The organism is Janthinobacterium sp. 344, assembly GCF_900112025.1.
Taxonomy (GTDB): domain Bacteria; phylum Pseudomonadota; class Gammaproteobacteria; order Burkholderiales; family Burkholderiaceae_D; genus Janthinobacterium.
This window is the reverse complement of sequence record NZ_FOKL01000001.1, coordinates 337,281-362,641: the sequence shown is the minus strand read 5'-3', so window position 1 is coordinate 362,641 and position 25,361 is coordinate 337,281. Positions and strand designations below refer to the sequence as shown.

At 65.6% G+C, this 25,361-nt stretch carries 23 protein-coding genes and 1 riboswitch; of the genes, 13 read left to right on the top strand and 10 right to left on the bottom strand.

Annotated features, from left to right (window positions below):
• Window positions 1-72: 72 nt before the first annotated feature.
• From BM193_RS01590 to BM193_RS01560, 7 genes are all read left to right on the top strand, one after another.
• Window positions 73-1,341, top strand: a complete 1,269-nt coding sequence (locus BM193_RS01590) for a DEAD/DEAH box helicase (RefSeq protein WP_092794818.1) — start codon at window positions 73-75, stop codon at window positions 1,339-1,341.
• An 81-nt stretch (window positions 1,342-1,422) separates the two neighbouring features.
• Window positions 1,423-1,884 carry a hypothetical protein gene (locus BM193_RS01585; RefSeq protein ID WP_092794815.1) on the top strand — a complete coding sequence of 154 codons (462 nt, stop codon included), beginning with the start codon at window positions 1,423-1,425 and terminating at the stop codon, window positions 1,882-1,884.
• 192 nt (window positions 1,885-2,076) lie between these two features.
• Entirely contained in the window at window positions 2,077-2,949 is an 873-nt protein-coding gene (locus BM193_RS01580) for a response regulator (RefSeq protein WP_092794812.1), read from the top strand.
• Window positions 2,946-3,284 (top strand): hypothetical protein, encoded by a 339-nt coding sequence (locus BM193_RS01575; RefSeq protein WP_092794809.1) that lies wholly within the window; start codon window positions 2,946-2,948, stop codon window positions 3,282-3,284. Before BM193_RS01580 ends, BM193_RS01575 begins: the two co-directional genes overlap by 4 nt.
• A complete protein-coding gene (locus BM193_RS01570; RefSeq protein WP_092794806.1) occupies window positions 3,281-4,120 on the top strand; it encodes an HDOD domain-containing protein in 840 nt (279 codons plus the stop codon). Before BM193_RS01575 ends, BM193_RS01570 begins: the two co-directional genes overlap by 4 nt.
• Window positions 4,117-5,565: an ATP-binding protein gene (locus BM193_RS01565; protein WP_092794804.1), complete on the top strand. Its 1,449-nt coding sequence runs from the start codon at window positions 4,117-4,119 to the stop codon at window positions 5,563-5,565. The genes BM193_RS01570 and BM193_RS01565 overlap by 4 nt, the downstream gene beginning before the upstream one ends.
• Window positions 5,562-6,899: a response regulator c-di-GMP phosphodiesterase, NosR family gene (locus BM193_RS01560; protein WP_092794802.1), complete on the top strand. Its 1,338-nt coding sequence runs from the start codon at window positions 5,562-5,564 to the stop codon at window positions 6,897-6,899. Before BM193_RS01565 ends, BM193_RS01560 begins: the two co-directional genes overlap by 4 nt.
• On the opposite strand, the gene BM193_RS01555 is transcribed toward BM193_RS01560, so the two are convergent.
• From BM193_RS01555 to BM193_RS01530, 6 genes are all read right to left on the bottom strand, one after another.
• The gene (locus tag BM193_RS01555) at window positions 6,896-8,206 is read right to left on the bottom strand and encodes an ATP-binding protein (RefSeq protein WP_092794799.1); all 1,311 of its coding nucleotides are present in this window, start codon (window positions 8,204-8,206) and stop codon (window positions 6,896-6,898) included. The genes BM193_RS01560 and BM193_RS01555 overlap by 4 nt on opposite strands.
• Window positions 8,207-8,291: 85 nt before the next feature.
• Window positions 8,292-8,972: a hypothetical protein gene (locus BM193_RS01550; protein ID WP_092794797.1), complete on the bottom strand. Its 681-nt coding sequence runs from the start codon at window positions 8,970-8,972 to the stop codon at window positions 8,292-8,294.
• Window positions 8,969-10,000, bottom strand: coding sequence for an MlaD family protein (locus BM193_RS01545; RefSeq protein WP_092794794.1), 1,032 nt, complete (start codon window positions 9,998-10,000; stop codon window positions 8,969-8,971). Before BM193_RS01545 ends, BM193_RS01550 begins: the two co-directional genes overlap by 4 nt.
• Before the next feature lie 52 nt (window positions 10,001-10,052).
• Window positions 10,053-10,871 (bottom strand): MlaE family ABC transporter permease, encoded by an 819-nt coding sequence (locus BM193_RS01540; RefSeq protein WP_092794791.1) that lies wholly within the window; start codon window positions 10,869-10,871, stop codon window positions 10,053-10,055.
• Between the two features lie 61 nt (window positions 10,872-10,932).
• A complete protein-coding gene (locus tag BM193_RS01535; RefSeq protein WP_092794789.1) occupies window positions 10,933-11,256 on the bottom strand; it encodes a hypothetical protein in 324 nt (107 codons plus the stop codon).
• Between the two features lie 125 nt (window positions 11,257-11,381).
• Window positions 11,382-12,257: a LysR family transcriptional regulator gene (locus BM193_RS01530; RefSeq protein ID WP_092794786.1), complete on the bottom strand. Its 876-nt coding sequence runs from the start codon at window positions 12,255-12,257 to the stop codon at window positions 11,382-11,384.
• 122 nt (window positions 12,258-12,379) lie between these two features.
• Here BM193_RS01530 and BM193_RS01525 point away from each other — a divergent pair, with 122 nt between their 5' ends.
• Window positions 12,380-13,750 carry an MFS transporter gene (locus BM193_RS01525; RefSeq protein WP_092796945.1) on the top strand — a complete coding sequence of 457 codons (1,371 nt, stop codon included), beginning with the start codon at window positions 12,380-12,382 and terminating at the stop codon, window positions 13,748-13,750.
• A gap of 4 nt (window positions 13,751-13,754) precedes the next feature.
• Here BM193_RS01525 and ribB read toward each other — a convergent pair whose 3' ends face one another.
• Complete coding sequence (ribB, locus tag BM193_RS01520; protein ID WP_092794784.1) at window positions 13,755-14,402, bottom strand: 3,4-dihydroxy-2-butanone-4-phosphate synthase; 648 nt, start codon at window positions 14,400-14,402, stop codon at window positions 13,755-13,757.
• Window positions 14,403-14,496: 94 nt separating this feature from the next.
• Window positions 14,497-14,766: riboswitch (FMN riboswitch) on the bottom strand.
• Between the two features lie 184 nt (window positions 14,767-14,950).
• Here ribB and BM193_RS01515 point away from each other — a divergent pair.
• The 5 genes from BM193_RS01515 to BM193_RS01495 all read left to right on the top strand — a co-directional run bounded on the left by BM193_RS01515 (window position 14,951) and on the right by BM193_RS01495 (window position 21,836).
• Window positions 14,951-17,794, top strand: coding sequence for a M16 family metallopeptidase (locus tag BM193_RS01515; RefSeq protein ID WP_092794781.1), 2,844 nt, complete (start codon window positions 14,951-14,953; stop codon window positions 17,792-17,794).
• A 94-nt stretch (window positions 17,795-17,888) separates the two neighbouring features.
• Window positions 17,889-18,086, top strand: a complete 198-nt coding sequence (locus tag BM193_RS01510; protein WP_010399555.1) for a hypothetical protein — start codon at window positions 17,889-17,891, stop codon at window positions 18,084-18,086.
• Between the two features lie 124 nt (window positions 18,087-18,210).
• Window positions 18,211-19,770, top strand: a complete 1,560-nt coding sequence (locus tag BM193_RS01505; protein WP_092794779.1) for a methyl-accepting chemotaxis protein — start codon at window positions 18,211-18,213, stop codon at window positions 19,768-19,770.
• 86 nt (window positions 19,771-19,856) lie between these two features.
• Window positions 19,857-20,726 carry a ThiF family adenylyltransferase gene (locus BM193_RS01500; protein ID WP_092794776.1) on the top strand — a complete coding sequence of 290 codons (870 nt, stop codon included), beginning with the start codon at window positions 19,857-19,859 and terminating at the stop codon, window positions 20,724-20,726.
• The gene (locus BM193_RS01495; protein ID WP_092794775.1) at window positions 20,727-21,836 is read left to right on the top strand and encodes a nitroreductase family protein; all 1,110 of its coding nucleotides are present in this window, start codon (window positions 20,727-20,729) and stop codon (window positions 21,834-21,836) included.
• Between the two features lie 12 nt (window positions 21,837-21,848).
• On the opposite strand, the gene BM193_RS01490 is transcribed toward BM193_RS01495, so the two are convergent.
• The 3 genes from BM193_RS01490 to BM193_RS01480 all read right to left on the bottom strand — a co-directional run bounded on the left by BM193_RS01490 (window position 21,849) and on the right by BM193_RS01480 (window position 25,345).
• Window positions 21,849-22,835 (bottom strand): EDSAP-1 family PEP-CTERM protein, encoded by a 987-nt coding sequence (locus tag BM193_RS01490; protein WP_254785780.1) that lies wholly within the window; start codon window positions 22,833-22,835, stop codon window positions 21,849-21,851.
• A gap of 132 nt (window positions 22,836-22,967) precedes the next feature.
• Entirely contained in the window at window positions 22,968-23,948 is a 981-nt protein-coding gene (locus tag BM193_RS01485) for an EDSAP-1 family PEP-CTERM protein (protein ID WP_092794772.1), read from the bottom strand.
• 188 nt (window positions 23,949-24,136) lie between these two features.
• Window positions 24,137-25,345 carry a glycosyltransferase gene (locus tag BM193_RS01480; protein WP_254785778.1) on the bottom strand — a complete coding sequence of 403 codons (1,209 nt, stop codon included), beginning with the start codon at window positions 25,343-25,345 and terminating at the stop codon, window positions 24,137-24,139.
• Window positions 25,346-25,361: the final 16 nt, after the last annotated feature.

Below are 25,361 nucleotides of genomic sequence, written 5' to 3'. Positions count from 1 at the left end.
TACTGTCGCTATTCCGACCGGCCGCACATTGCGGCCGGTCTCACTTTACGCACCAATAACAAGAAGGCCGCTATGCCATTTTCCTCACTGGGTCTGATTCCCGCCCTGGTCCGTGCCGTCGACAAGGCCGGCTATGCCGCGCCGACGGCCATCCAGGCGGCCGCCATTCCCGCCATCCTGCGCGGCAGCGACGTGCTGGGCGCGGCGCAGACGGGTTCCGGCAAGACGGCCGCCTACGCGCTGCCGCTGCTGCAGGCGCTGATGGCGCCCGCGTCTGGTCCGCGCCAGGTGCGCGCGCTGATCCTCGTGCCCACGCGCGAGCTGGCCGCGCAGGTGGGACAGACCGTGCACGCGCTGGCCAAGCCACTGCCCGTCAAGCTGAAGATTTCCGTGCTGTTCGGCGGCGTCTCGATCAATCCGCAGATGATGGACCTGCGCGGCGGCGCCGATATCGTCGTCGCCACGCCGGGCCGCCTGCTGGACCTGGTGCGGCAAAATGCCGTCAAGCTGGGCGGCGTGCAGCTGTGCGTGCTCGACGAGGCGGACCGTTTGCTGGACATGGGCTTCAGCGAGGAAATCAACGCCATCCTCGCGCTGCTGCCCAAGCAGCGGCAAAACCTGTTTTTCTCCGCCACCTTCCCCGACAGCGTGCAGGCGCTGGCCGACAGCCTGCTGACGGAGCCCGTGCGCATCGAGGTGGCGTCCGAACCGCAGGACAAGCCCGACATCGTGCAGCGCGCCATCACGGTCGACGTGCCGCGCCGCACGCAGCTGTTGCGCTACCTGATCCTGCAGCACCAGTGGGAGCGGGTGCTGGTGTTCGTCGCCACCAAGTACGCGGCCGAACACGTGGCCGACAAGCTGCAGCGCGCGGGCCTGCACGTGGGCGCCTTCCACGGCGAATTCAGCCAGGGCACGCGCAGCCAGCTGCTGGCCGACTTCAAGGCCTGCCGCCTGCAGGTGCTGGTGGCCACCGACGTGGCCGCGCGCGGCATCGACATCGCCGGCCTGCCGGCCGTCGTCAATTACGACTTGCCCCGCTCGGCCGTCGACTACACGCACCGCATCGGCCGCACGGGCCGCGCGGGCGAGAGCGGCACGGCCATCAGTTTCGTCACGGCCGATACGGAAGCGCATTTCCGCCTGATCGAAAACCGCAACGATTTGCGCATCGTGCGCGAAGTGGTGGCCGGCTTCGAACCGACGGCACTGCCCACGCCTGTCAGCACCGTGACGGATACGGTGAACGGTGGCGTGAAGGGCGCGCGCAAGAGCAAGAAGGACAAGTTGCGCGAAGCGGCGGCCAGGGCGGCGGCGGCCGACGCGGCTGACGGGAACTAAATTCGCCTTATGTGCGCTGGCCGCTTGTCCGGCCGGCCATCCCGCCTTAAGATTGTGTTTCTATAAAGCAAGGGGACGGCAATGCACATCAAGATCATCACACGCGCCAGCATCGTGGCGTGCGCGCTGGCGCTGGCCGGCTGCGCCGGCATGGGCGGCAAAGCGGACAAGACCGGCATGCAGATGCCGGGCAAGACGCCGGCCAATCCTGCCGTGGCCGCCACCTGGTACAACCCGCCCAGTGAATTTCCCGGCATTTGCCTGACCCAGTTCAAGGATGGCAGCCTGCGTTTCGATGGCGGCTTCGCCTTCTTCAATCCGGGCCGCTGGACATACGATCCCGCCACGTCCGAATTGCGCTTGCAGCTGGCGCCCACGCCATCTTTGGCCCTGTCGCACGCGCAAATTGTCCTGCACAAGAACCTGCTGCGCATCGATGGCGCGCGAAACACCCTGGTGTATGGCGTCAAGGCCGATACGGATGCGATCGGCCTGGGCGGCTTCCTGTTCTACCGCGACATGCCGTGTCCGGCTGGCGCGTGAAGGCCGGCGCCATTGTCATAGATTGGTGCCGCGAGGGAATATTTAGTCGTATAATTTTAGGTAAGTGAGTTGTAAGTAAATGAGTTGTAGCTAAATAGGTTTCAGGCAAGCAGGTTGCCGCGCGGGCTGGTGCGTGCGGTGTTCCCTTCCAGGCATGCTCCGATGTCGCCACGGCGACGACAGGATGGTCCGATGGATTTGCACGATGAGCGCACGCTGCCAACCGCTGGCGCCATGTCCGCCAGTGCCCCCGCGCCCGCACGCACCCTGCTGCTGGTCGATGACGAACAGAATATCCTTGCTTCGCTCAAGCGCCTGCTGCGGCGCGACCAATACCATATCTTGACTGCCGGCAGCGGCCAGGAAGGCCTGGAGGTGCTGGCCAGCCATGCCGTCGACGTGATCGTCTCGGACCAGCGCATGCCCGGCATGCTGGGCGCCGATTTCCTGCGCAAGGCCAAGCTGCTGTATCCGCAAACCATACGCATCATGCTGTCGGGCTACACGGAGCTGCAGGCCGTCACGGATGCCGTCAACGAGGGCGCCATCTTCAAGTTTCTCACCAAGCCGTGGGAAGACCATCTGCTGCGCGAGCATATCGCCGAAGCCTTCCGCCTGAAGGGCATCGACGACGACAATGCGCGTCTCAATGCCCAGCTGCGCGAGGCCAACCTGGCCCTGGCGGCGGCAAATGCCTCGATGCAGGTACTGGTGCGCCAGCAGCAGCATCAGATCAGCCGGGATGAAGTCAGCCTGGGCATTGCGCGCGAAGTGCTGCAATTCCTGCCGCTGCCCGTGATCGGACTCGACGAGGATGGCATGATCGCCTTCATCAATGCCGCGGCGGCGGACCTGTTCGAGCGGGGCGCGGCCCTGCTGGGCAACGAGGCGGCGCTGGTCCTGCCGCAGCTGTTCGATGGCGCGTCCGGGCCGGCCCAGGCGGGCGGCCAGCACCTGCTCCCCATCAACGGTCAGCCGTATGCCGTGGCGATGCATTCGATGGGCACCCATTCGCAGTCGCGCGGCAGCCTGCTGACGCTGACGCGGCATGGAGCGCCGACATGAATAGCGGCAGCCGCGAGATCGCGCTGGAACAGGCGCAGGAAGGCATGTTGCTGGCGCAGGCGCTCAGCGACGCCGGTGGCGCCGTGCTGCTGGCGCAGGGCGCCACCCTGACGGCGGCCAACCTGGCGGCCCTGCGGCGGCGCGGCGTGGAGCGTTGTTCGGTCGTCGCCGAGGATGAGGCAGAGGCGGACCCGGCCGCGCTGGAGAATGCCGAGCGCGAACGCGCGCGCCAGCTCGCGCGCCTGCAGTGGCTGTTCCGCGCCACGCCGCCCGACGGCCCCGGCGCGCAGTTGCTGGCCCTGCTGCAGCGCTACCGGCAGGGAGGCGGCGCATGACGGGGCCAAGCTATGAGCAACTGGTGCGGCAGATACAGGAGCTGCCGGCGCTGCCGGCCGTGGTGCTGGAACTGCTGTCGAGCATAGACCAGGAGGATACGGACGTCCACGTGCTGGCGCAAAAGATCGAGCTGGACCAGGCGCTGGCGGCGAAGACCTTGCGCATCGCCAATTCCTCGTTCTACGGCATGCAGTCGAAAGTCACCAGCATTCCGCAAGCCGTTTCCGTGCTGGGTTTCCACAGCATCCGCACCCTGGTCACGGCATGCGCGCTGACGGGCAGCTTCGCGCCGGTCGGCGGCGGCTTCGATTTTTCCGCCTTCTGGCGCCATTCGCTGGCGACGGCGGTGGCGGCGCGCCTGCTGGCGCCGCACCTGCAAGTCAATCCGGAGACGGCGTTCACGGCCGGCTTGCTGCACGACCTGGGCACCCTGGTGCTGGCGACGCGCTTTCCCGCCGAGCATGCGCTGATCCGCGGCTACCGCCAGGCGCATGACTGCCAGATGGCGGACGCCGAGCTGGCCGTCATGGGCATCGACCATGCGCAGGTGGGCAGCGCCCTGGCCGCCTACTGGAAATTTCCCGCCGCCATACAGCAGGCCGTTGCCGACCATCACGCTATCGAGCGGCTGGACGGGGGCGGCTTGCCGCTGGTGGTGCACATGGCCAATGCCATTGCCCATGGGCTCGATTTGTCCGGCCTGGAAGACGCGCTCGTGCCGCCCTTGTCGGCCACGGGCTGGGAGCGGTTTGCGCTCGGCGATGCCGCCTGGTTTGCCCTGATCGGCCAGACCGAGCGCACCTTCGATGAAATGTCGCGGATCATGCTGGCATGAGCAAGGTCACGCATCCGGACGTCCCCCCGCCATCCGACGCGGTCGCCCTGTCGGCATTTTTCAACGGCCATCCCGTCGCCACCTTTGCCATCGACATGGATCATGTGGTGACGCACTGGAACAGCGCTTGCGAGCAGCTGCTGGGCTATTCCGCCGCCGACATGGTGGGCACGCGCAACCACTGGAAGGCGTTTTACCGCCAGCCGCGCGCCTGCCTGGCCGACCTGCTGGTGGCCGACGACATGGCGCTGGGCGAAAACGAGCTGTACCAGGGCAAGCTGCAGGCGTCCGCCGTGATCCCGGGCGCCTATGAGGCGGAGGATTTCTTCGCCAACATCGGCCTGGACGGCCACTGGCTGCATTTCACGGCCGCGCCGCTGCGCGATGGGCATGGCCGGCTGGTGGGCGCCATCGAAACCTTGCGCGACGTGACGGAACGGCATCATGCCGAGAGCGCCCTGCGCAAGGCGCATGCCAACCTGGAACACCTGGTGGCCAGGCGCACGGCCCAGCTGGCCGAGATGAACGAGCGCCTGGCCGACGATATCCGCCAGCGCGAAATCGCCGATACGGAGCTGCGTGAACGCAACCTGGCCTTGACCGAATTGAACAACAAGCTGTCGCTGGCGCAGCAAAAGCTGCTGCAGTCGGAGAAACTCGCCTCCATCGGCCAGCTGGCGGCCGGCGTGGCGCACGAGATCAACAATCCGATTGGCTATGTGTTTTCCAACGTCGGCACCCTGGAAGGCTACCTGGACGACCTGTTTGCCATGCTTGACGCCTACGAAGCCGCCGAGCCGGCCGTCGCCGACGCCGCGGTGGCGGCGCGCCTGCGCGCCTTGCGCGAGCAGATCGACCTGGCTTTCCTGCGCACCGACATTCCCCTGCTGATGGGCGAGTCGAAGGAGGGCATCGTGCGCGTGCGCCGCATCGTGCAGGACTTGAAGGATTTTTCGCGCACGGACGCGCACCAGGACTGGGTCTGGGCCGACTTGCGCCAGGGCATCGACACCACCCTGAACATCGTCAACAACGAGGTCAAGTACAAGGCCGACGTGGTGCGCCAGTATGCCGACATTCCCGATATCGAATGCCAGCCTTCCGAGCTGAACCAGGTGGTCATGAACCTGGTCGTCAATGCGGCCCATGCCATGGGCGAAGCGCGCGGCCGCATCGTGCTGCGCACGGGCAGCGACAGCGCGGCGGAAGTCTGGATCGAGGTCGAGGACAATGGCGCCGGCATCGCCCCCGAACACCTGTCGCGCATTTTCGATCCGTTTTTTACCACCAAGGCCGTCGGCAAGGGTACGGGGCTGGGACTGTCGCTGGCCTACAGCACGGTGCAGAAGCACCATGGCCGCATCGATGTGCGCAGCGTACCCGGCAGCGGCACCACCTTCCGCATCACCTTGCCCGTGCGCCAGGCGCAGGCCGTCGTCCCATGACTTTCAATGAACAGGACAGCATGAGCACCAGCACCACCGCAGCGCCGCCGACCATCCTGTGCGTGGATGACGAGCCGAATATCCTGTCCTCGCTGCGGCGCCTGTTCCGCCCGCACGGCTATCGCGTGCTGACGGCCGAGGGCGGCGCGGCCGGGCTGGCGCTGCTGGAAAGCGAGGCGGTGGACCTGGTCATTTCCGACATGCGCATGCCGCACATGGATGGCGCGCAATTCCTCGCCCAAGTGCGCCAGCGCTGGCCCGCCACCATGCGTTTGCTGCTGACGGGCTACGCGGACATTCAGTCCATCCTCGACGCCATCAACCAGGGCGAAATCTACCGCTACGTGACCAAGCCGTGGGACGAGAACGACATCGTGCTGGTGGTGCGGCATGCACTGGAACGGCGCGCGCTGGAGCAGGAGAAGCTGCGCCTGGAAGCGCTCACGGCCAGCCAGAACGCGCAGCTGAAGGCGCTCAACGCCGGCCTGGAAGAAAAGGTGGCGCAGCGCACGCGGCAGCTGAAACAGTCGCACGACGAGGTGCAGGCGGCCAACGAGCGCCTGAAGGCCACGTTCGTGACGACGATCAAGGTGTTTTCCAACCTGATCGAAATGCGCGGCGGCAAGCTGGCCGGCCACGCGCGCCGGGTGGCGGACCTGTCGCGCAAGCTGGCCCAGGCGCTGGGCCTGGAAGGGCAGGAGGCGCGCGACGTCTTCATCGCGGCCTTGCTCAAGGATATCGGCAAGCTCAGCCTGAGCGACGACGTGCTGGAACTGCCGGCCAGCGCCTGGACGGGCGAGCAGCTGGCCGCCTTCCGCAAGCATCCGCTGCGCGCGGAACAGCTGCTGATGGCGCTCGACGAGTTGCGCGCCGTGTCCATCATCCTGCGCTCGCAGCTGGAGCGCTTCGATGGCGGCGGCTTTCCCGATGGCCTGGTGGGCCTGGCCATCCCCTTGGGCGCGCGCATCCTGGCGCTGGCGTCCGACTACGACGGCTTGCAGATCGGCGCGATGGTGCAGCGCAGCCTGCGCGCCGAGGAAGCCCGCACGCTGATCTACGACAGCGTCGGCAAGCGCTACGACCCGGCCGTGGTGGCGGCCTTCCGCAGCATCATGGACGAGACGGAGCCGCCGGCGCGCGACCTGACCGTGCTGTCGGGCCAGCTGGAGCCGGGCATGGTGCTGTCGCGCGACCTGATCAGCCGCGACGGCCTGATGCTGCTGGCGGCCGAACACGTGCTGACGGCCCGCGTGATCGCCCAGCTGCTCGATTTCGAAGGCAAGAATGGCGGACGCCTGGGCATCCGCGTGTATGCGCCCGTGAAGGACGCTTAGGCGTTCGCGGCGGCGGGCGGCTGCAGCGGCAGGTGCACGGTAAAGCGCGTGCCCTGGCCCACTGCGGACGCCACCTCGATGCGCCCGCCGTGCTTGTTGACGATGCCGTACGACAGGGACAGGCCCAGGCCCGTGCCGCTGCCGACGGCCTTGGTGGTGAAGAAGGGTTCGAAGATGCGGTTCAGGTGCTCGGGCGCGATGCCGGCGCCCGTGTCGCCGATTTCCACCCACACCCAGTCGCCCGCGTGGCCCGTGCGGATGCTGATCACGCCTTCGCTGCTGATGGCCTGGCCCGCGTTGACGAGCAGGTTCATGAAGACCTGGTTCAGTTGCGAGGCCAGGCACAGTATCGGCGGCAGCTCGCCATAGTGTTTCTCGATGCGGGCCTTGTATTTCAGTTCGTTGCTGACGATGTTCAGGGTGCTGTCCAGGCCCGCATGCAGGCTGGCCACTTGCCAGTCCGTCTCGCCCACGTGCGAGAAATCCTTCAGCGCCTGCACGATGTCGCGCACGCGCTTGAGGCCATCCATCGATTCGCGCACCAGGTCGACCATGTCGTCCTGCAGGAAGGCCAGGTCGGCCTGGCCGCGCACCTGGGTCACGCGCGCGGCCAGGGCAGGGCCGTCGGGCGCCTCGCGCATCGCCGCTTCATACTGGGCGATCACGTCGAACAGGGTGCCGACATAGCCTTGCAGCGAACTCATGTTGGAGTTGACGAAGCCGATCGGGTTGTTGATCTCATGCGCGATGCCGGCCGCCAGCTGGCCGATGGAGGCCATCTTTTCCGATTGCAGCAACTGGTCGTGCGCCTCCTGCAGCTTGCTGATCAAGAGTTGCTGCTCCTCGCCGCGCGCCTGCAGCATCGCCTCCATGCGCTTGCGCTCGGTAATATCCGTCAGCGAGCCGATCACCTCGAACGGCACGCCATGCTCGTCGCGCACCAGGCGCAAGCTGTCGTGCATCCACAGATAGCTGCCGTCGCGCACGCGGAAACGGTATTCGTAGGCGCGCGCGCCTTCGACGAAGATCTGCGCCAGGCTGGAAAAAATGCCGGGCGCGTCGTCGGGGTGGATATGGTCGAACCAGAAGTTCGGGTCGGCCACCATCTCGTCCGGATGGTAGCCCAGCACGTTCAAGGCATTGTTGCTGACAAACGTCATCTTGAAGTCGCCGCTGGGCACGGTGCAATAGATGATGGAAGGGGTGTTGTCGAGCAGGTATTGCAGGCGCCCGGCCGTGGCGGCGGGCGTGCCGCCGTCCACCGTCCTGGCATCGGAAGAAAAGAAGTCGAAGTCCTCAAATTGCATCGTCACACCTCGCTGCCTGCGCGGCCCGGCTGTCGGCCTGCCTTGATTATGCCTCAAGCCGGGGCGGCCGGCTTGCCGCGTGCTGTCAGGACGAGAGCGGCTTGCCGCTTTTCTCGACGATATCCATGCGCCGCCTGAGGCGTTCGGCTTCCGGCGCGTCGCCCGCCTGTTCGGCGCGCAGGCGCTGCACGCCCAGCCAGGCCAGCAGCGGCCGGCGCCAGCCCTGGTCCGAGGCCGTGGCCACGGCCGTCTCCAGCAGGGCCGGGGTGGCGCGGCCCGAGCGCAGCAGCACGCCGGCCGCCACCAGCTGCGACAGCGGATCGGTGATGGCGGCCACGGCACTGGCGGCTGCCGTGTCCGCGCCGGCGCCCGCCACGGCGCGCTGCGCCTCGGGCAGCAGGGCGATGTCCGCAGCCTGCACCTTGCCGGCCAGGTAGTTCGCATAGGCGCGGTCGGCGGGCGTGGCGTCGGCGCGCAGCGCGTCAAATCCCGCGCATTGCTCGAAGACCAGGCTGGCCACGCGCGTGGCGCAGCGCAGCAGTTCCACGCGGGCGATCAGGTCGATCTTGCCGGTGGCGCCCACCTGGTCGCGCGCGCGCTGGAACTCCGTCTGCTCGACCAGGACGCTGCCATTCAGGTAGGCCGCCTCGAACCGTTCGATCGAACTTTGCGCATTCATTTTCCAGTCCGGCACGGGCGGGCCGCTGGAACAGGCGGCCAGCGCGGCCATGGCCAAGGCATTCAGGGCGAGATTGATTTTTCTCATGGCAGCTTGATCTCCGGATTGCGCTTGAACGGCCATTTGCGGTTGATTTCATTGACCAGTTGCTCGACCTTGCGCAGATTGCTTTCCACGTCGGCGCGCAGCGGCCCCAGGTCGGCGGTGGCGGCCCTGGCGTTGGCGCCCACGGCTTGCGCCTCGACCAGCACGGCGTCGACTTTTTTCAGGCTGGCGCGCGTGTCGGCCAGCAGCGCGTTCAGCTGCACGATGGTGGCCTGCGCATCCGTCATGACGCCCTGCTCGCCGAACACGCGGGTGTCCGCGTTGGCGACCAGGCTGTCGGTGCGGCGCGCCAGCTGGTCGGCCGTATGCAGCAGGACGTTGGCGCGTTCGACCAGCAGGCGCGATTGCTTGTCGTCGCCCGTCAGCAGACCCATGGCGCCGCCAGGGCCGCTCAGCTTGCCCGTCACGGCCTGCACATTGCGCAGGGTGCCATCGAGCGCCGAATCCGTGCCCGTCAGGCTGGCCACGTTGTTGAGCAAATCCTTCGCCGCCGACAGCAGGCGCGGGATTTCCGCCGCCATGTCGCCCACCAGCAGGTCGCGCGTGGCGTCGTCGGGCAGCGGCGGATCGGTCAGGATGCCGCTGTAGGCGCGCAGCTTGGCGCCGCCGACGATGCCCCGTTCCAGCGTGAAGATGGAGCTGGTGCGCAGCCAGTGCGCGTCTTTTCTCGGCACGTCGACGATGACGCGGGCCTTGCCGTCGGGCGCCAGTTCGATGCGCTGCACGCGGCCGATGGGAAAGCCGGAAAACGTCAGGTCGGCGCCCACGCCGACGCCGTCGGAATCGTCGGTCGTCAGCACCAGGGTCTGCGTGGCCTCGAAGGCGCCGCGCGCATACATCAGGTAGACGACGGAGCCGACCACCAGCACGAACATGAAGACGAGCAGGATGGCCGCCTTCAGTTCGGCGTGGCGCACGGGCGGCGGCGCGGGCAGGACGGCGTCCGGCGCGAGACCGGCGGGCGCCGTGACGTCGACCTGGTCGGGAGTGGGGGGCTGGTTCTGGCTCATGGCTTCTGGCTCTGGTATGGGTGGAATCGGGATCGCTGGCGGCGGGCGGGCATCAGTAGTAATTCCCCATCAGCGAGGCCACTTCGATCAGCAGGATGACGGAAAACAGGCGCAGCATTTCGGACAGGCCGTGCGCGGCCCAGATGCGTCCGCGGCGCTTGCTCAGTTCTTCCGGGTAGTACGAGGAGGCGAGCGGAATCAGCGCCACGGCAAAGCTGAAGAACACCACCTTGAGCACCAGGATCAGCGCCACGGCGGGATTGAAGATCTGTCCCACCACGCGCGTATAGCCTTGCAGGGCCCATGGCGTGAAACCGTAGATGGTGAGATAGGCGAGGACCAGCGAGGTGACGCAGCTGACGATGGCCAGCATCCACACGGCGAAGATGCCGGACATCACGCGCGGGAAATATTCGCGGCGCAGCAGGTCGACGCCCTGGCGCTGCATGGTATCGAGCACGCCGGACGAGCGCATTTGCGCAAACGCAATGCCGTCGGGCAGGGTCAGGCGCAGGGCCACGAACAGGGCGGCCGTCAGCGGTATCAGTTCCAGCACCAGCACGCGCACCACCATTTCCAGCGCATAGCGCGACAGGCCATAGCTTTGCGCGCTGACGACGACGATGCGTATCAGCACCAGGCTGACGAGCGCGCAGGCGACGCTGAACCACACGAGGTTGGGCGCCGTGTTCGACACCAGCCGGTGCGCGAGGATGGGGCGGTTGTCGCGGTTATAGCTCGATGGCGACAGGGCCAGCGAAAACACCAGGATGGCGAAATGCACGAGGCGCCACCAGCTGCCCAGCCAGGCCATGGTGGCCCGGTGCAGGCGGCGCATGCCGATGATGAGGGAGACGGAAAGGGTCATCATGGCATCTTAACATCAGCCCGCCCGCCGGGCACGTCAGGCGTGCGCGCCTGAGCAGGCCTGCTTATTCGAACAGGGCGAAGCCGGCCATGACGACCATCAGCACGGCGATGTATTGCATCGGGATCCAGAACAGGGTGTGGCGCTTGCGCAGGATCACTCGTTCCTGCGTGGCCGGGTCGATCAGTTCGCGTCCTGGCGCGCTGTTCAGGCGCACGCCCGCATACCAGCTGGCGGCCGCTGCCAGCAGGAAGGCCAGCGCCAGGGGCCAGGCGTGGCTCTTCGTGTACGCCTCGCCCAGGGTGACGCCAAACAGCGCCTGTGCGGCCATGACAACGATCAAACAGATGAGGGGGGCGAGTATGCCGAAGCCTTGCCAGATAAGCATAAGAATTCTCCAGGGGGATTGAGGGATCCCGCGGCGGGTGGCGGCGGCTGCGCGCGGCGGGGTTGCGGGTTTTTTCAGACTTATCAAAAAGAAAGTTTCTTTTCGACACTATTGTGCGCGGCCTGTCAGGCGGCGCTGGCGCTGCCCACGCTGTCGATGATGGCGTCGGCCGCCGCGCGCACCCGCGCCGAGCGGTTCAGGTCCGCGTGCATGACCAGCCACACGTCGTACGGCTCCGCCCGCTCGGGCCAGATGCGCACCAGCTGCGGGTCGATATCGCCCAGGTGCGTGGCCAGCTCGGCCACGCCCAGGCCCGCGCGCGTGGCTTCCTGCAGCATCATGGCCGAATTCACTTCCATGGCCACCCGGGCATTGGCGACGGCTTCGCCGGCGATCTTGTCCGCATGGCGCGGCGTCACGGACTGGTGGTAGATGACGATGTCGTGCCCGGCCAGCGCCGTGCCGCGCACGGGTTCGCCCCGTTCGGCCAGGTAGGCGTGCGAGGCGTACAGGCCCAGGCTGCGCTTGACGAGGTGGCGCGAGATCAGGTCCGGGTCGGTGGGGCGCACGCCGCGCACGGCCAGGTCCGCTTCGCGCCGGGTCAGGCTGGCCAGCGCGGGCGCCACGTTGAGCACGATGCGGATGTCCGGGTGCGCCGCGTGCAGCCGCTGCATGGCGCGGATGACGAAATGGCTGGCCATGGTGTCGGTGGTGGCCACGCGCACCAGGCCGGACAGGCGGTTGTCGACGCCCTGCATCTCGCGCTGCAATTTGTCGGCGGCCCGCTCCATGGCTTCGGCGGCGGTGAGCGCCAGTTCGCCGGCCGGCGTGGGCACGTAGCCCGACGGCGTGCGCAGGAACAGGGTGGCGCCCAGCGAGCTTTCCAGCGCGGCCAGGCGGCGCCCGCAGGTGGCCTGGTCGATGCACAGCAGGGCGGCCGCGCCGCGCAAGGTGCCGGCCCGGCCGATGGCCAGAAAAATGCGCGCGTTATCCCAGTCCATCCTGTCGCTCCATGCTGATCAGCGATGCATTTTTGCATCAGTGCGCCGAGTTTATGCCTGTTTACTGCATTATTCAAGGCTCCTACAATGGCTGCCCCCGCTGCCTTTGCAAGGAAACCATCATGTCTGTCACTCCCTCGCGCCGCGCCAATGGCCTGATCCTGCTGACCCTGGCGTTCGGCTTCGTCATGGCCATGCTCGACGTCACGGCCGTCAACGTGGCCCTGTCCGATATCGCGCTCGACCTGGCCATCCCCCTCACGGGCCTGGTCTGGGTGGTCGACGGCTACACCCTGACGTTTGCCGCGCTGCTGCTGGCCGGCGGCGCGCTGGCCGACCGCTTTGGCCCGAAAGCCGTGTACCAGGGCGGCCTCGGCATCTTTCTGCTCGCTTCGATCCTGTGCGGCGCCGCGCCCGACGGACATTGTTTGACGGCCGCGCGCCTGCTGCAGGGCGCGGGCGCGGCCCTGTTCATGCCCAGTTCCCTGAGCTTGCTGACGCACAGCTTTGACGATGAAAAAGTGCGCACGCGCATGCTGGGCGCCTGGTCGGCGCTGGTGGGCGTGGCGGGCGCGTCCGGTCCGCTGATCGGCGGCATCCTCGTGCACCAGTTCGGCTGGCGCAGCGTCTTCTGGGTGAACGTGCCCATCGGCGTGCTGGCCATCGTCATGGCCCAGCTGCTGCTGGTGGCGCCGGCGCGCCAGCCGCGCGAGCTGTCGCTGTTCAGCCATGCGTTGGGCGTGCTGGCGTTGGCGGGCCTGAGTTTCGTGCTGATCGAAGGTCCCGCGCTGGGCTGGCTGTCGCCCGGCGTGCTGGCGGCGGGGGCGCTGGCGGTCCTGTCCGCTGTGCAGCTGCTGCGGCGCGAGCGCAGCGGCAGTCATCCGCTGCTGCCGCGCGCCCTGTTTCACAGCAGCAGCTTCGGCGCGGCCAATGGCGTGGGTTTCCTGATCAATTTCTGCGTGTTTGGCCAGCTGTTCTTATTGAGCCTGTTCCTGCAGCAGTCGGGCGGCGCCGATGCCTTGCAGTCGGGTTTGCGCCTGCTGCCCATGATGGCGGCATATACGGTGGGAAATTTCATGGCGGGCAATATCGCGGCGCGCTATGGCACGCGCTGGCCGATGCTGGCCGGCTTGCTGGTGGGCGCCGTGATGGCCTTGCTGCTGACGGCCTTGCGGCCCGCCACGCCGTACGTCTTGCTGGCCTTGGGCACGGCCGTGATGAATGTCGCCATCGGCATCGCCATTCCCGCCATGACGGCCACCGTGATGCGGGTGGCCGGCAAGCGGCATGCGAACAGCGCGGCGGCCGCCCTGAACGCCAACCGGCAAATCGGCGCGCTGGTGGGCGTGGCCCTGATCGGCAGCATCCTGCACATGCTGCCCGACTGGTCGCTGCGCCTGCCGCTGGCCTACGCGACGATCGCCTCCGCGTACGGCCTGGCGGCAGGCCTCGTCTACCGCCACGTGCATCTGCCGAAGGCCGTGGCCGCCTGATGCCTTATCGCCCGTGCTTGCTGCGCCATTCCACCAGTTCTTCGATGGTCAAAATGGGCATGCCATGCAGTTCGGCGAAGCGCTCGATATCGTCGCCGCGCATCATGGTGCCGTCCGGATTCATCAGCTCGCACAGCACGGCGGCCGGGTTCAGGCCCGCCAGGCGCGACAGGTCGACGGAGCCTTCCGTGTGGCCACGGCGCTCCAGCACGCCGCCGGGCGCGGCGCGCAGGGGGAAGACGTGGCCGGGGCGCACCAGGTCCGCCGGCTTGGCATTCGGCGCGATGGCGGCGCGGATGGTGGTGACGCGGTCGGCGGCCGACACGCCCGTCGTGACGCCGTCGCGCGCTTCGATGGAGACGGTGAACGGCGTGCCGTAGCGGCTGCCGTTGTCGGGCGACATGGGCGGCAATTCCAGCGCGCTGACCACCTCCGTCGGCAGGCACAGGCAGACGATGCCGCTGCATTCGCGGATCAGGAGGGCCATGGTTTCGTTGCTGAGTTTCTCGGCAGACAGGATCAGGTCGGCTTCGTTTTCGCGGTCGAAATCGTCGAGCAGGATGACGGGCACGCCGGCGCGCATGGCGGCCAGGGCGGATTGGACGCGACCTTCAAGGTCGTTGGAAAGCAGGGTATAGCTGTTGACTAACATGGTGAAACGCTCCTCGCATCAGCGAAAAACGCGACAGGGCAAGCGAATAGACGCAACTGGCCGCATCGCCGTGGCGATGGGACATCACACTACTGCACATCTTCTTTCATCCGGACTATACCGTCGGCCCCGGAGTCACACCGGATCTGCTGACCTTTCCTGGGATAGCCTTATTAACCTGCTGCGCAACCCACTCTCGACTTTGCGTTGCTCACTGCACCTTCGTACAGTTGCGCTACTCAAGCCGATAGTGAGCTTGCTCGCGACGGTTACTAATGGCTATCCTTGTCGGAAAGCGCTCGCGGGCTTGACCGTTGCCGGTCTTACCGCCGGTGGGGAATCGCACCCCGCCCCGAAGACGTATTGTTGTGCCGATCACATGACCGGCGGCAATACTTTAGCACAAATGAAAAAAGACGGCAGGGCACAGCCGAGTACGCTATTCCGGCATTTGGCCCGGGAAGCGCCAGTTTCCCTAAGCTATTTTTAATTGCGGAAACAGGATTTCGGTGTAAGGTACGCTTACTGAATCTTACCGTTGAGAATACATGAAGCTGAGTAAATTACGCCTGATGTCGGGCGCCGTCCTGCTGGCGTGCGCCTGCATGGCCCAGGCGGAAATCCGTTTGAGCGACCCCCTGCCGTTGGCACCAGAAGTTACCGTCGGAAAATTGCCGAACGGCTTGACCTATTACATCAAGAAAAATGCCCGCCCGGCGCAGAAAGTCGAATTGCGCCTGGTGGTCAAAGCCGGTTCCATCCTCGAAGATGACGACCAGCAAGGCCTGGCGCATTTCACGGAACACATGGCCTTCAATGGCTCCACGCATTTCAAGCGCAATGAGCTGATTTCGTACCTGCAATCGATCGGCGTGAAATTCGGCGCCGACCTGAACGCCTACACGAGTTTCGATGAAACCGTCTACGTGCTGCCAATTCCGACGAACAAGAAGGGCAACCTGGAAAAAGGTTTCCTCGTGCTCGAAGACTGGGCGCATGGCTTGAAATTCAATCCGGCCGACATCGACAGCGAGCGCGGCATCGTGCTGGAAGAGGCGCGCCTGGGCAAGGGCGCCAGCGACCGCATGAACAAGGTGCTGTATCCGAAGCTGCTGAACGGTTCGCGCTATGCGGAACGCATGCCGATCGGCAAGGAAGCGATCTTGAAAACCTTCAAGCCGGACACCATCAAGCGCTTCTACAAGGATTGGTACCGTCCCGACCTGATGGCCGTGATGGTGGTGGGCGATGTGGAGCCGAAGCAGGCCGAAGCGATGATCCGCCAGCATTTCGGCAAGCTGAAAAATCCCGCGAAGCCGCGCCCGCGCCTGTATGCGGAAGTGCCGCAGCGTGCGCAGACGGAAGCGCTGGTGATCACGGACAAGGAAGCGCCCGATGATAGCGTGTTCATCCGCTACCCCATCCGCCCGGCGCAGGAGCCCGTCACCATCGCCGACTACCGCCGCCAGATGATCGACAACCTGTATGGCCAGATGCTCAGCGCGCGCATGCAGGAATTGTCGCAGCAGGCCGATCCGCCATTCATCCAGGGCGGCAGCAGCATGGGCAAGCTGGTGCGCGGCTATGAATCGTTCAGTGCGTACGCCTTGCTGGGCAAGGGCGGGGTGCAGCCGGCCGTCGATGCGCTGGTGCAGGAAGACGAGCGGGCGCGGCGCTTCGGTTTCAGCCAGGATGAGCTGGACCGCGCGCGCAAGAACATGCTGCGCAATTACGAGCGCGCGTACAGCGAGCGCGACAAGTCCGATTCGGCCGGTTTCGTGGCCGAGTATTCGCGCAACTTCCTGGAGCAGGAAGCCATCCCCGGCATCGCCAATGAATTGCTGTATGCGCAGGAACTCTTGCCGCAAGTCACCTTGCAGGAGATCAACGAGACGGTGGCCAAGGTCATCCCCGACCAGCAAAAGAAACTTGTCGTCTTCATGGGCGCCGAAGCGAAGGCGGGGGATGCCAGCTCGACGGTGCCGACGCAGCAGCAATTGCTCGATGCGGTGGCCAGGGCCGAGCAGCAGACGGTCGCGCCGCGCGTGGAAAAAGTCTTTGCGAGCAAGCTGATGGATGGCCCGCCGGCGGGCGGCGGCATCGTCTCGGAAAAGTTGAATAGCGCCATCGGCGTGACGGAACTGACCCTGGGCAACGGCGTGCGCGTGCTGCTCAAGCCGACGGACTTCAAGAATGACCAGGTGCTGATGGGCTCGACACGCTTCGGCGGCCAGTCGCTGTTCGGCGACGCGGACATCTATAACGCCCGCTATGCCAGCGCCATCGTCGGCAGCATGGGCTTGAAGGACCTGGCGCCGCTGGACTTGCAAAAAGTCTTGGCCGGCAAAACGGTCAACGTGGGCGCCTCGCTGGGCGAGCTGAGCGAAGGCTTTGGCGGCTCGTCGAGCAGCGCCGACGTGGAATCCATGCTGCAACTGGTGAGCTTGTATTTCAACAACCTGCGCAAGGATGCGGGCCTGTACCAATCCTTCATCGGCAAGCAGCAGGACCTGGCAAAAAACAGCATGGCGCAGCCGGAAGCCGTGTTTTACGATGCCGTCCAGCACGCCACGTTCGGCGATAATCCGCGCGTCGATGGCGTGCCGCGCGCGGCCGATTTCGACAAGGTGAACCTGGACAGGGCGCTCGACATTTTCCACCAGCGCTTTTCCAGCGCGCGCGACATGACCTTCATCTTCACGGGCAGCTTCGAGCTCGACAAGATCAAGCCGCTGATCGCCAGCTACCTGGGCACCTTGCCCGTGGGCGAGGTGGCGCACGCCTACCGCGACGTGGGCATGCGCCCCGTGGCGGGCGTCGTCAAGAAAGACGTCTACATGGGCAGCGAGCCGAAGAGCACGATTTCCATCACCTTCAATGGGAACGCGGCGTACTCGGATGAGCAGAAGCTGACCCTGCAGGCGCTGGGCGAGGTGCTGAACCTGAAAGTCATCGAAGTGCTGCGCGAAAAGATGAGCATGATCTATGGCGGCGGTTTCGAGACGGCCATGGGCCAGCATCCGTACGGCCATTATTCGGTGGCGTTGAACTTGCCCACGGGACCGGAAAACGTGGACAAGGTGATCGCCGCCGCGTTTGCCGAAATCAACAAGATGAAGTCGGACGGGCCAGCGGCGGCCGACCTGGAAAAGGTCAAGCTGAACTGGATCACGCGCCAGCAAAAGTCGCTGCGCGAAAACAACTACTGGATGAGCCAGCTGATGGGTTCCGTGACGCAGGGCCGCGACCCCGCGCACATCCTGCGCTTCGAGCAGCGCGTGCGCGCCATCACGCCGCAAGCCATCAAGCAGGCGGCGCAGCGCTACCTGAACATGGATAACTATGTGCAGGTGGTGCTGTATCCGGAACGCAAGAATGTGGCTGTCAAGTAATCGGATGGGCGGTGCGGAATGACCGGCAGGATGGCGAAGCTGTTAAACTGTCGGTTGTTGATGTGATACCGCAAATTAATCAGAAAGATGCACGATGGCTAAGAAAGAAGAACTCGATCCGGAAACCCTGGAACTGATCAACTGGTGTATCGAGGTCGAGGGCTTCCTCGTCGCCGGCGGCGCCACCGTGGCGCAGGCGCAAGATCATATCGAGGAACAGGTCGAGTGGTTCACCGATCAGTTCTATGACGGCTTGACGCCGGAAGAGGCGGCCAAGGAAGCCTTGGCCTGATCCTCCAGCAAGACTCACAGCGGGCGGTGCCTGCCGGGCACAGCCCGGTAGCGCCGCCCGTTTTGCTTTTCTGAAAATATTTCTATCGGGCAACTCATTCCATTTTTACTCCACTCAGGTTCCCATGACTCTCCGTTCGCGCATTTTGTTATTGTGTTTCAGTACCTTGCTGGGTATCGTCCTCATCGCTTCCTTCTCCCTGTATTCCTTGCGCCAGACCATGATGGCCGAGCGGGTCGAGCAATTGACGGTGCTGGTGGAGCTGGCCCATGCCTCGGTGGAAAAAGCGTATGCGCTGGAACAGTCCGGCAAGCTCACGCGTGAGCAGGCGCAGCAGCAAGCCAAGCTGGCCATCGGCAGCTTCGTCAAGGACGAGATGTATTATTTCGTGCGCGATTTCAGCACGGACTTGCTGTACGTGCATCCGAACGCGGCGCGCATAGGGGTGCCGCAAAAGAACATGAAGCAGTCGGGCGACCGCTACCGCGCGGCGCTGGCCGACAGCCGCATCGGCCTGGTGCAGGCCGACGGCACGCGTCCCGGCGTGGCCGAGCCTGTGGCGAAGATGTATGCGGTGGTGAAATTTGCGCCGTGGGACTGGCTGATCGGCACGGGCACGTATATCGATGACATCAACCACAAGTTCTGGGCCCAGGCGGGCGTGCTGCTGGCCATCGGCGGAGCGCTGATGCTGGTGGTGGGCGCCTTGGCGGCCCTGATGCTGCGCCGCATCCTGGGCCAGCTCGGCGGCGAGCCCGATTACGCGGCCGCCATCGTCGCGCAGATCGCCCAGGGCGACCTGACGACGCACATCGACACGCACCCCGGCGATACCTCCAGCCTGCTGGTGGCCATCAAGGCCATGCGCGACAACCTCGCGCATCTGGTGAGCCAGGTGCGCACCGATGCGGAATCGATTTCCACGGCATCGGGCGAGATCGCTTCCGGCAATCACGACCTGTCGGCGCGCACGGAACAACAGGCGGGCTCGCTGGAGGAAACGGCATCGACCATGGAAGAGATGACCTCGACCGTGCGCCAGAATGCGGAGAATGCGCGCCAGGCCAACCAGCTGGCCATTTCGGCCTCGCAAGTGGCGAGCCAGGCGGGCGGCGTGGTGGGCCAGGTGGTCGAGACCATGGGCGCCATCAATGCCTCGTCGAAGAAGATCGGCGACATCATCGCCGTCATCGATGGCATCGCCTTCCAGACAAATATCTTGGCCTTGAACGCGGCCGTGGAAGCGGCGCGCGCTGGCGAGCAGGGCCGTGGCTTCGCGGTGGTGGCCACCGAGGTGCGCAACCTGGCGCAACGCTCGGCGGCGGCCGCCAAGGAGATCAAGCAATTGATCGACAGTTCCGCCGAACAGGTGGGCGCCGGTGAAAAACTCGTCGCGCTGGCGGGCGAGACGATGGACAAGGTGGTCTCCAGCGTGCAGCACGTGACTGATATCGTGGCCGAGATTTCCTCGGCCAGCGCCGAGCAGAGCGCGGGCATCGAGCAGATCAACCAGGCCATCGTCGAGATGGACAACATGACGCAGCAAAACTCGGCGCTGGTGGAACAGGCGTCGGCGGCGGCGCAGGCGATGAACGAGCAGGCGGCCGGGCTGGCGCAGATCGTCAGCGTGTTCAAGGTCGGCACGCTGGCATCGGCGCCGGCCGCGCGGCGCCTGGCGCGCTGATATTTTTTTCTGTCACGGCGGGAACTTACTGCTAGCTCGCCTGTCCAACCTTCTTCGTCCGCAAGGGACGCACAGAAGAGGTGAGCATGACGGACGGTTTTTCCTATCACGCGGCATTTGCCCGCAACCTGGGCTGGGTCACGCAAGCGGAGCAGGACAGCTTGCGCGGCAAGCGCGTGGCCATCGCCGGCATGGGCGGGGTGGGCGGCGTGCATTTGCTGACCCTGGCCCGGCTGGGCATCGGCGCATTTCACATCGCCGATTTCGATACCTTCGATATCGCCAATTTCAACCGCCAGGCGGGCGCCATGGTGTCCACCCTGGGCCAGCCCAAGGCGGCCGTGCTGGCGCAGATGGCGATGGACATCAATCCCGAACTGGACATCAAGCTATTTCCCGACGGCGTCCATGACAGCAACCTGGCGGAATTTTTCGACGGCGTCGACCTGTACGTGGACGGTCTGGATTTCTTCGCCTTTCCCGCGCGTCAGGCCACCTTCGCCCGCTGCGCACGCCTGGGCATTCCCGCCATCACGGCCGCGCCGCTGGGCATGGGCACGGCCGTGCTTAACTTCATGCCGGGCGGCATGACGTTCGAGGACTACTTTGGTTGGGGCGACTTGCCCGAAGAAGAAAAAGCCCTGCGCTTCCTCGTCGGTCTGGCGCCGGCCGGCTTGCACGGTCCCTACCTCGTCGACCCGTCCGCCATCAACCTGAAGGAACGGCGCGGCCCATCGACCATCATGGGATGCCAGCTGTGCGCGGGTGCGGCCGCGACCGAAGCGCTGAAGATTTTATTAAAACGCGGCAAGGTGATGGCGGCGCCGCACGGCATGCATTTCGATGCCTACCGCAACAAGCTCGTGCATACCTGGCGTCCAGGCGGCAACCGCCATCCGCTGCAACGGCTGGCGATGGCCATCATCAAGCGGCGCCGCGCCGCACAGGGGGCATAAATGGCGCAAGCACCGCAGATCGCGCAGATCGATTCTGTGCTGGAAAACATCCTCGAACAGGCGCGCTGGGCCCCCAGCGGTGACAATACGCAGCCGTGGCGCTTTGAAATCGCCGATCCGCGCCATGTCGTGGTACATGGCTTCGATACGCGCAGCCATTGCGTGTACGACCTCGACGGCCATCCCAGCCAGCTGTCGCTCGGCGCCTTGCTGGAAAGCATGGCGCTGGCGGCCAGCAGCCATGGCTTGCGCATGGAGGCGCGGCGGCGCACGGCCATGCCCGATACCTTGCCCACGTTTGATGTGTATTTTGTCGACAGTCCCGGCATGCTGCCCGACGCGCTGGCGACCTTCCTGCCGCGCCGCAGCGTGCAGCGGCGCCGGCTCAGCACGCGCCAGTTGCGCGCCAGCGAAAAGGCCGCGCTGGCGGACTGCCTGCCGCCGGGCTACCAGGTGCAGTGGTTCGAAGGCTGGCGCGCGCGTCTGGCCTGCGCGCGTTTGATGTTCGACAATGCCCGGCTGCGCCTGACCATGCCCGAAGCGCACAAGGTGCACCGCGACGTGATCGAATGGGGCGCCCGCTACAGCGCCGACCGCATCCCGGAGCAGGCGCTGGGCGTGGACCCGATGACGGCGCGGCTGATGCGCTGGGTCATGCAAAGCTGGCGCCGCGTGGATTTTTTCAATACCTGGCTGGCCGGTACCGTGGCACCCCGGCTGCAGATGGACTTGCTGCCGGGCCTGTCTTGCGCCGCGCATTTCGTCTTGCTGGCCGATGCGCCGCCGCGCCACACCGATGACTACGTGGCGGCCGGACGCGCCATGCAGCGCTTCTGGCTGACGGCCACGCAGCTGGGCCTGCAAATGCAGCCGGAACTGACGCCGCTGATTTTTTCCCGCTATGTGCGCGAGCGGCGCGCGTTTTCGCGTACGGACGGCATGCAGGAGCTGGCGCAGGAGCTGGCCGTGCAATGCCAGGCCGTGCTGGGGGCCGCGGCGTTTGATCGGGCCGTGTTTCTCGGCCGCATAGGCGCGGGGCCGGCGGCGCAGGCCCGTTCGCTGCGCCGTCCGCTGGCGGACTTGCTGGTCGTGCCAACGGCGGGCGAGTGAGGCTGCGTGGCTTCAGCGGCGCCGCGTCAGCCCCGCCAGCATGGCCAGGCCCAGCGCCAGCAGGGGCAGGGTGCCCGGTAGCGGCATCGGTGTGGCCGTGGGAACATACGCCAGTTCGGAACTGTTGAGCATGTTCAACACCAGGGTGTAGCTGCCAGCCAGCAGGTTGTCGGTAACGGCGCTGTACTGCCCGCCGCATGTGGTGCCGATCCCCGTGCCGGTGGGCGAGCCGCAGCCGCTGGGGTCGTAAGTGAACACGCTGCCGCTCGTCAATGGCGACTGGGCGTAGCCCGTATTCAGGTTGGCGTCATCCGCCTGTTCGGTGCCGCCCAGGATGCCCGAGCCGAGGCTGCCGTCGGGCGCCCAGTTGAAGACGATCTGGCCATTCTCATCGATGATGGTAAAGGTCAGGGCGATATTCGTCGTCGCCGCCGATCCCGTGCCGGCCAGGGCGTCCAGGTACAGTTGCATGTAGGGCAGGGCCTGGAACTGGAAGGCCAGCGTCGCGCCCGGTTCGCCGACGACGAAATTGACGGACATGGCCGTGCTGGAACCATTGCGTCCCGAGGCATCGGCGCTGCCATTGCCGGCCAGGAAGGTTTCCGCCACATTCACCGTGTGCGTGCTGGTCGAACCTGGCGGGAACGGGGGAATCTGCGAGGTGACGATCTGCGCGTCGCCGCGTGCGTACGAGGCATTGCCGAAGCCTTGCTGCGTAAAATCATTTTGTCCCTTGCCGACGGCGCCGCGCGTCGCCTGCGGCGCGTCGATCTCGTTGCTGCCGCCACGGATGACGCTGCTACCGTTCAGGGTGGCGGTGGTGCGCGACAGATCGATGTTGCTCAGCAATGAGGTGGACCCCGTGGGGTTGCTGATGACCAGGCCAAAGACGCTCGTGTAGGCATAACCATACGCGGTGGCGCTGGCAGCGCCGCTGCTGGCCAGCAGCAACATGGGCAGCAAGACCTTTGCCAGTCCGGTGCAAGAAAAATGCGTCATGAAACTCCTTTCTCCTGCCGGGTCGCGGCACCTGGCACGGTGCCGGCCGCGCTGTAAGGAAAACCGACAGGATTGCAGCATAAAAAAGGCGAGGAGACTCCCTCGCCTGAAAATACCCCCCTGTTGCCTGGTTCAGACGGCGGCCTTGCGGCGGCGGGCGTAGCCGAGACCCGCCAGGCCCAGACCCAGCAGGGCCAGCGTGCCTGGTTCCGGCACCGCCTGTTTCACGAGATCCACGCTTTCCACCGCATTCAAGGTCAAGGTGTAGTTGCCGGCCGCTAAAGCATTGCTGACGGAGCTGAAGTTGCTGCCGCAACCCGTGCCGACACCCGTGCCCGTGGGCGTGCCGCAACCGGAAGGATCGTAGGTGAACAGGTTGCCGCGCGTCAGGAAATTGGTCGCCAGGCTGGTGTTCAGGTTGGCGCCATCGGTGTTTTCCGTGCCGCCGAAGATACCCGAGCCGACCACGCCATCGGGCGTCCAGTTGAACACCGTCAGGCCGGCCGCGTCGGTGATGGTGAAGGTGACCACCAGGTTGGCCGTCGCCGTGGACAGCTGGCCCACCGTGCTTTGCAGGAAGACCTGCATGAACGGCGAAGCCAGGAAGTCAAAGCTCAGCGTGGCAGTGGGCGAACCGACGACGAAATCGACGGAGAAGCCCGTGGTCGAACCGTTGCGCCCGGAGGCGTCGGCCGTGCCGGCGGGGCCGTCGAGATGGGCTTCGGCCACGTTCACGGCTTGCGTGGAGGTGGAACCGGGCGGGAACGAAGGGAACTGCGTGCTGACGATCTGCGCGTCGCCGCGCGAATAGTTGCCTGACGGGCCTTGCTGCGTGAAGTCGTTCTCGCCCTTGGTGACGGCGCCGACGTTGGCGCGCGGTGCGTCCAGCGAACCGGCGCCGCCGTTGATGACGCTCACGCCGTTCAGCGTCGCCGTGCTGCGCGAGATGGTGGTGCTGTTGGCTACCGTGATCTGGCCCGTCGGTACGGCGATGACCAGGCCAAAGATGTTGTTGTAGGAGTAGCCGTAGGCGCCCGCCTGGGCGCTACCGGCCGCGCACAGCATGGCCAATGCCGCGGCCGCCGGGATCAGTTTTAAATGAGACAGTTTCATTTTGCTTACCTCGTGGTGAGTGGGACAGGAAGTCTTGCCTGAGTCCTGTGGGCAGGTGCTCATGGCCAGTACTAAGCGACTTCCATGCCAACGCAGGAGGTGCGTTTGAAATCAATGACTTGGCGTGCTTTTGTTGACGTAATGCAGGTCTTGCGTGGCGCGCTGTAAGAAAAGCCGACGCCGACTGCTCAAGCCTGGCCGCCGTGTGGTGCCGGACCCAGCAAGGCGTTGACATGCGCAAGCAAGCGTGGCACGGGAAGGTAATCGCGAAAGGCGGCGGCCAGTTGCCGTGCCGCCAGCCGGGCCTGTCCATCGTCGAGCATGCGCGTGGCGGCGTGGCGCAGGGCGGTTTCCTGGAAACGGTCGGCGCGCAGCAGCAGGCCGGCACCGGCGCCCACGATGCCGTGCATGTTGAGGAACTGGTCGAGGTTGCCGGCGATGCCGATCACGGGCACGCCCGCCGTCAGCGCCTGCTGGCTGGTGGGGCTGCCGCCGTTGCAAATGACCAGGCTGGCGCGCCGCGCCGCCGCGTCGCCGGGCAGGAAGGGGGCGACAAAGGCGTTTGGCGGCACGGCGTCGACGCGGACGGTGCCGGCCGTGGCGGCCAGTACGGTCACGGGCAGCGGCGCCAGCGCGCGCAGCACACGCGGCAGCAGCTGGCCCTGGCCGGAACTGCCCAGGGTGACATACACGATGGGCCGTCCACTGCTCAGCTCAGGGCGCTGCCACCAGTCCGGCAAGTCGAGCGGCGGCGCCCAGATGACGGCGCCCAGGTAGTCGTGCGTGGCGGGCATGGCATGTGGTGGAAACAGGTGCGGAATGTCGGCATACAAGGTGCGGTCGGCATCCGTATAAGTGCGGCGCAGGTCGCTTCCCAGCGATGGCAAGCCACGCCGGCGGCGCACGCGGTTCAGGGGCACGGCATGCGAGGCGAAAGCCAGCGGACGGATCAGGCGGAACAGGCCATTGGCCAGCCAGATGGGCAGCACCTCCGTCAGCGGCAGGCGGGGCACCGTGTAATGCTGGCGCACGTACGGACTCCAGTAGGCGTTGCTGATGGTGATGTAGGGGATGTGCTGCAGGCGGGCGCTGACGGACAGCGACAGGCGGAAGTCGCCGATCACGACATCGGGCCGGACGCGCTTGAGCAGGTGCAGGTCGTCTTCCACGTAGCCCTGCAGGGTACTTTCCGTGTACACAGGTTTGCCGCCTGCCAAGGCTTGCAGGAATTGTTGGGAGGATATGCTGTCGATGCGCCAGCGCCGGAAGCGCGCCTGCTTGAAACAGAAGTCATAGCCATCGGCGCAGGCAAAATGCACGTCGTACGTGTCCTCGTCCAGGCCTTGCGCCAGACTCAGGGGGCGACCGACATGGGCCAGGGTTACGGCCTCGGCCACGAATAGAATTTTTTTG